Origin of the sequence: Bilophila sp. 4_1_30, from assembly GCF_000224655.1 — a bacterium.
GTDB lineage: Bacteria > Desulfobacterota > Desulfovibrionia > Desulfovibrionales > Desulfovibrionaceae > Bilophila > Bilophila wadsworthia.
The window spans coordinates 198,337-203,911 of record NZ_JH114234.1; the positions used below are offsets into that span (position 1 = coordinate 198,337).

Annotated in this window: 3 protein-coding genes and 1 pseudogene; all 4 read right to left on the bottom strand. The window is 60.4% G+C overall.

From position 1 onward, the window contains the following. Nucleotides 1–1,356 (bottom strand): annotated as a pseudogene (locus HMPREF0178_RS17055) (hypothetical protein); the annotation flags it as partial. After that, nucleotides 1,353–2,483 (bottom strand): hypothetical protein, encoded by a 1,131-nt coding sequence (locus HMPREF0178_RS17060; RefSeq protein ID WP_009381084.1) that lies wholly within the window; start codon nt 2,481–2,483, stop codon nt 1,353–1,355. The pseudogene HMPREF0178_RS17055 and the gene HMPREF0178_RS17060, both read right to left, overlap by 4 nt. Further along, nucleotides 2,483–3,478, bottom strand: coding sequence for a hypothetical protein (locus tag HMPREF0178_RS17065; RefSeq protein ID WP_009381086.1), 996 nt, complete (start codon nt 3,476–3,478; stop codon nt 2,483–2,485). The genes HMPREF0178_RS17060 and HMPREF0178_RS17065 overlap by 1 nt, the downstream gene beginning before the upstream one ends. Next, nucleotides 3,478–5,575, bottom strand: a 2,098-nt coding sequence (locus tag HMPREF0178_RS17070; RefSeq protein ID WP_009381087.1) for a phage tail tape measure C-terminal domain-containing protein, incomplete at its 5' end; no start/stop codon positions are given. The genes HMPREF0178_RS17070 and HMPREF0178_RS17065, both read right to left, overlap by 1 nt.

Sequence of the window (5,575 nt, forward strand, 5' to 3'; positions counted from 1 at the left end):
CGCCCAGCCGCTGCGCCGGACGGCAAGGCCCACGGTCTGGTGGTAGTCGCCCGCGGGTACGAAGTCGTGCCGCCCGGTGGACAGCCAGAAGGCGGCGCAGCCCCCGCGCCACGCCATGAGCGCGCCGCGCATGGCCGCGATTTCCTCCGGCGTTTCGCAGGGGACGAGCACGCTCCATGTTGCGCGTGCGTAGGGACAGGGGTTGAGCGTCCGGACGGGGCCAAGCCCGTTGTCGAGCAGGACTTTGGGGACGGTTACGTCCCGGCTCAAGCCCTCTTCCGTGGCGTAGGCGGGCATGTCGAACAGCGGAAAGCCGTCATAGGCGCTTTCCGGAAGCCGTTCCGCCCATACCGGCGGCGAGGACACGGCCCACTGCACACGCAGTACGGAGGCGTCGCCGGGCTCGTCGGTCCGGCCCAGTGCCTCGATGCGGGCGTCGGCGCACGGGACGGCAAGGCACATTCCGCCGAGAGCCCGGGCAAGGGGCTTTTTCAAAACAAGCCCGCCCGGGGAAGCGGAAGCGACGGAAAAGGACTCGAAGGTCAGGGCGTCCCGCCACAGGATGCCCCGCCCGCCGTCTTGCCACGCGCTGCCCGAAGTGTCGAAGGCGAGGCGTTCCGAGCCCGCCGCCGGGGATGGGATGCGCTTTGCCTGCTCAAAAAGCGGCAGGACGAAGCTCCCGGCCCGGTGCGAGTAGATGAGCGACTCCGCGTAGGCCGCTTCCCGCCCGACGGCGGCATAGGCCGCGCCGTAGGACACGCGGGGCACGTCGCGCAGGGGCCGCCTCTCCTCGCTGTGGCCAAGCCCGATCACGATGTGCGTCAGCCATTCCCATGTCTCGGAAAGGCCGCGCTCGGGCGCAAGCCCCCACACGAGCCCGCGGGAACCCGTAATGGCAAGGGGAACGGAAACCGTATCCACGGAGAAGAGCAGAACACCGTCCACGTCGGGCGTGCCCTGCATGGAGACGGTCACGGAGAAGCCCGCTTCCCCCAAGGCGGCGAGCCCGACCGAAGGGCCCGCGGTATCGCTGATCCCCTCGTAGTTGCGCCGAAGTGTGGATACGAGCTGAGGAACCGGAAAGGCGTTCCAGAGCACGCACTGGTAGGTCATGCCCTGCGTCAGCAGCCCCACGTCGATGACGCCGGGCAGGAGATGAAGCTGCCCGTAAATGAGGTCCGCAACGCTCTCGGCCATGCGGTGCCCCGAGGGCCGGGCAAGGGGGGTTGCGTCCACATGGACGGCCACCCCGGTGAGCAAGCCAGAGGCAGGCCATGCCCCTGCCGGGGCCGCCGCCGAAAAGGCGTGCTCGGGCAGCCCTTCCCTGAGCGGCCACAGGACGGACGAAAAGGTCATGCCTCCACCTCGACGGCAAAGCCGATTTCGTCGCTATCGGAAATGTCCGGGAACACCATGAACACACGCCCGCCGATGCGGATGCGGTCTTTCGGCTTCAGGCCTCGCATATTGACGGCCCAGTATGGGAGTTCCCCTATAACACGAATATCCTCACCTCCGCATGAGTAGAGCAAAGGCTTGATAAGCATATTTCTGAGTGTCCCCGGATTCTGAAGAACAGCCCTGTTATAGCAGGGTACGGAAGGGCAAGTTCTTCCCTTATAACAGTATGTAATGGTAACTCCTGCATTGACGATATCCCCTCGTACCCGTCCATCTCCATACCAACCACCACCGAGAAGCGGACGACTGGTTATGCTTGTTCGTACAACAGAAGCGGCTTCAGCGTATTGTGGATAGCCATAATCCTGTTCATCAGGAAGGCAATCGACATTGACACCACCATAGAGGACCCCTATCGTTCCGTAATTACCGATTAGATTGTACCAATATCCCTGAATTTTTGTACTGAGCTCGTACAGCATGGATAACATCAGTCCCATTACACAAATGGAGCCCCAAGCGGAACGTAATACCATATTCAGCTGTGTTTCGCCTTCGTCACCGTCAGCCGCACCGAATAGAAGTGGAACCCATCCTGTATAGGTTGTTCCATCATGCAGCGTAGATATGACGCGAATTGCCGTAAGGACAAAGCTGGAACAGACGCAGACGATTTGCTCCACAATTGGTGGAACAACCCACCAACCTGTATTGGACTGGTTCCCAGTGCTTCCGCCTCCCCATACGGGCCTTCCTGACTTGTTTGACATATACATGTCTACTATGCGTTCGGTGAACCGCCCCGGCTGCGCATCCCATGCGGCGGAACCATTAAAGCCGGTGTTGCCGTGTACGCAGAGCATATATTTTCCGGTGTCATCATAGGCTTGCAAAAGGCGGAGAGAAAAAAAGAGCTTCTGGCTGCCGTTCCCCAAACTATGCAGATAGAGTTCCCGGTCCGCGTCGATGGCATCCTTGTCGATGATCCACCCTCCGGACTCGGCGGCGTTCCGGATGTTGGCGAGTGCGTCCTTTTCCGTAGTCACATTCGTATACGTAAAAACCTTGCAGGGCTGCGCCATCACTCGTCTCCTAGAGCCATGAAGCTGTGCCACTCCACGCGGTTGATGTCCGGGAAAAGTGTATAGCCGCCCACGGTGCTTTCTGTACTTGCCAGCGAATCAGGAGCCCAGTGGACACCGTACAGTTCTCCAGCGAGTGCGGCCCCGGCATAGCTTCCTGCCTCTTCCATTTGTACGATATACAACGGGAACAGTACCCGCTTTGAACCGGGAGGAAAGACGACGCCGATTGTACCCAGCGTGTCCGGCTTTGCCGTCTGTTCCGATGCTCCAGAAATCACCGACGTTGGGCAGACGGCAAAATGCGAAGACCAAACACCGTCAGGGCGGCAAATCTGGTGGCAAGCATGATAATAGCCACTCCCTTTCGGCCAGTACCCGCGCCGTACAAAAGGCAGGCTTCTGCGGTGCATGTCTATGTCGTAACTTCCCGTTGTGGCTATGCTGTCGTGCCATGTCGTGTATTGCCACAGGCTGGTGTACCCGTCCGTCAGGCAGGCCAAAGGCCACGGGTTCTCGCTCGGCAGCGAAAAACGCCGGAGCTGTCCAAGGTAGGCATTGCCGTAGAGGCCGTTGCACTCCACGACGAGCATCACGCGGGCCTTGTTGCTCCAGATCCACAGATTCATGGCGGCGTTCCAGCAGGGCAAAAAGCTGTGCGTGCCGTTTTGTCCCGTTCCGTTGCCGTAGCGCGTATCAAGAAAATCCGTACCGCCGTCTGCGCGTGGGGCGGCATCGAACGCCTTGTAGACCTTGCATACGAGGCCGCCTTTCACGCCGTCGGTATACGTGGCGGCGCAAAGCCCCACGTATACCTCTTCCGAACCGGACAGCCCGGTATTGCGGAAGACCGTCGCCGGGCCCCACGTCAGCGAATCCTGACGCGCCACCGTCCAGTCGCGGCCCGGCGTGCCCGGATCGCCCGTGATGAAGTTTGTCACTTTGGCCAAAAGGTCGGCATGGTTCGCCGCCGTCAGCTTGCCGCTGAATGCCATCAGGCACGCCCTCCCTGCGCCACGTTCTTGACGGCGGCGCGGTTCTGGTTCATCTGGAAAAGGAAGGTCCGCGCCCCTTCGGGGCTGCGCATGTACTTCTCGATCTTGCTGTTGTCGTCGACGATGACGATGTTCGGAGAACCGCCGCCCGTGCTGTTTTGGATGGCCGAAGCCAGCGCCTCGATTTTGTCCGCGATGACGTCGAGCTTCGCGCCCATGTTCGCGTTGTCCGAGCGCGACAGCACCCGTTCACCCGTCTGCAAGATTGCCGGGCGTTCGTCCGGGCGGAGCAGCCCGCCCTCGTGGTAGCGCGGGGCATTGGCGAAGAGGGACAGCGGCACGGTACGGGTAGCGACGCCGCCCATGCCCACGATGCCGCCCGAATGGTGGATCGGCACGTTGGCGACGTGCTGCCCGAGCGCGGCGTCGTATCCGGCGAACCCCGTTCCTTTGCCGGAATAGAAGCTTCCGCCGCTGAACATCCCGGACAGGGAATTGGTCAGCAGGCCGAGGATGCCGCCGATGAGCTGGTTGGTCGCCGCGTTGGCGGACTGTACGGCAAGCTGGCGGGTCAGGTTGGCGAAGAACTCGTCCGCCGCAAAACGCCCCTCATTGAAGACCTGTTCCAGCGCCGAGCCGCCCACGTTGCCGATGGTCTGGAAGGCGTTGGTGAACAGGTTTTCCATCTGGCTGGCGGCGTCCGTCGCCGTGGAGACGTAGGACAGCGACGCCCGCGCGATGCCGTCGTTCCAGCTGCGGGAGGATTCCAGCTGTTGCAGCTTCAGCCACTGCTGGATGTATTCTTCGGAAATGCCGACGTTCTTGCGGAGATTGTCGGCCTGCGATTCCAGCAGCTTGTTGTTGTATGTCTGCTCCAGCCCAAACTGTCCGGCCTGCTTGTACAGGTCCCGGTAAAACTCGGAAGCGGCCTGCGCGTCCTTGATCTGCGATTCCTTTTCCTTGGCGGCTCTGTATTCGTTGACCTTGGCGGTGACGGTTTCCTGCGCCACGCCGAGGGAAAGCAGCTTGCGGGTAAGGTTGTCCGCCTCCCTGTCCAGCTCCATCTTGTTGACGGTCCGCCAGTCCCCTGACAGGCGGGCGACGGACAGCGCCACATCGTCAAGAGCTTCCGACTGCCTGCGGATGTTGTCGGCGTTGGCGGCCTCCGCGTAGCGGGTGGTGACGGCGGTCAGCTCGGAGAGCGACAGCCCGGCGTCCTTGCCGCGCTTGGCGATTTCGGCGAGCTTTTTGTCGAGCTTCACGCCGAAGGCTTCCCCGCCGTTGTTGAGCAGTCTGGCGATTTCCGCTTCCACGCCCTGCAAATACGTCTTTGCCGATTCCGCTTTCGATGCGCTGCCCTTTGTTTTTTTGGAGGGTGTGTAGGCTTGTCCGGCAAGGGAAAGGAGTTCGGAAATTCCGGGCGTCAGCAACTCCTTGTTCCCGGACATGACGCCTTTGATGGCGTCCGTGGAAAGACCTACTTCGCCTTTCAGCGTTTCGGCCTTGTAGCGTTCAACGCCTTTCAGCGTTTTGACATAGGCCTTGAATTTCAGCCGCTCTACGGCGGTTTCAAAGCGTTTTGGGTCAATTTTGTTCAATTCCACCACAAGGCTGTTGACGCCGGAGGCCGCCTCTCTGGCGCTGTCCCCCACGTTTTGGATGCCGGAAGCCATTTGACCGGCCTGTGCGGTGACGGCTTCTTGCTGGACTTTCAGGGCAATGACCGGGTCAACAACCTTTTCAATGGCTTTCGAGGCTTCGCCCGTCTTGTCATACTGGACAGCCAGATCCATCAGATCCTTTTTGATCTGCTTCATCTGTTCCGACGATGTCGAAGCGATTGCCGTATCGCTTAACGGGAAAACTATTTTCCGCAGTTTTTCTTCAAAGCCATCTGGAACACTGTCAAAAACATTGTACCATGACGGAAGCATCTCATCGAGAATGCCTTTATACACGGAATCGTTGGACAGTCCGCCAGCCGTCTGTTTCCTGAAACTTTCCGCAAGCTGTTTTTGCTCGAACGCAAGTTGCGTTGCGTCCATTTCCTTGAGCTTTTCCCTGTAGCTTTCCAGTGCGCTGGCGGCTGTCCCGGCG

Bases quoted from the DNA above. Each gene is read 5' to 3' on its own strand.
- HMPREF0178_RS17060 (WP_009381084.1), bottom strand. From the start codon at position 2,483: ATGGCGCAGCCCTGCAAGGTTTTTACGTATACGAATGTGACTACGGAA.
- HMPREF0178_RS17065 (WP_009381086.1), bottom strand. From the start codon at position 3,478: ATGGCATTCAGCGGCAAGCTGACGGCGGCGAACCATGCCGACCTTTTG.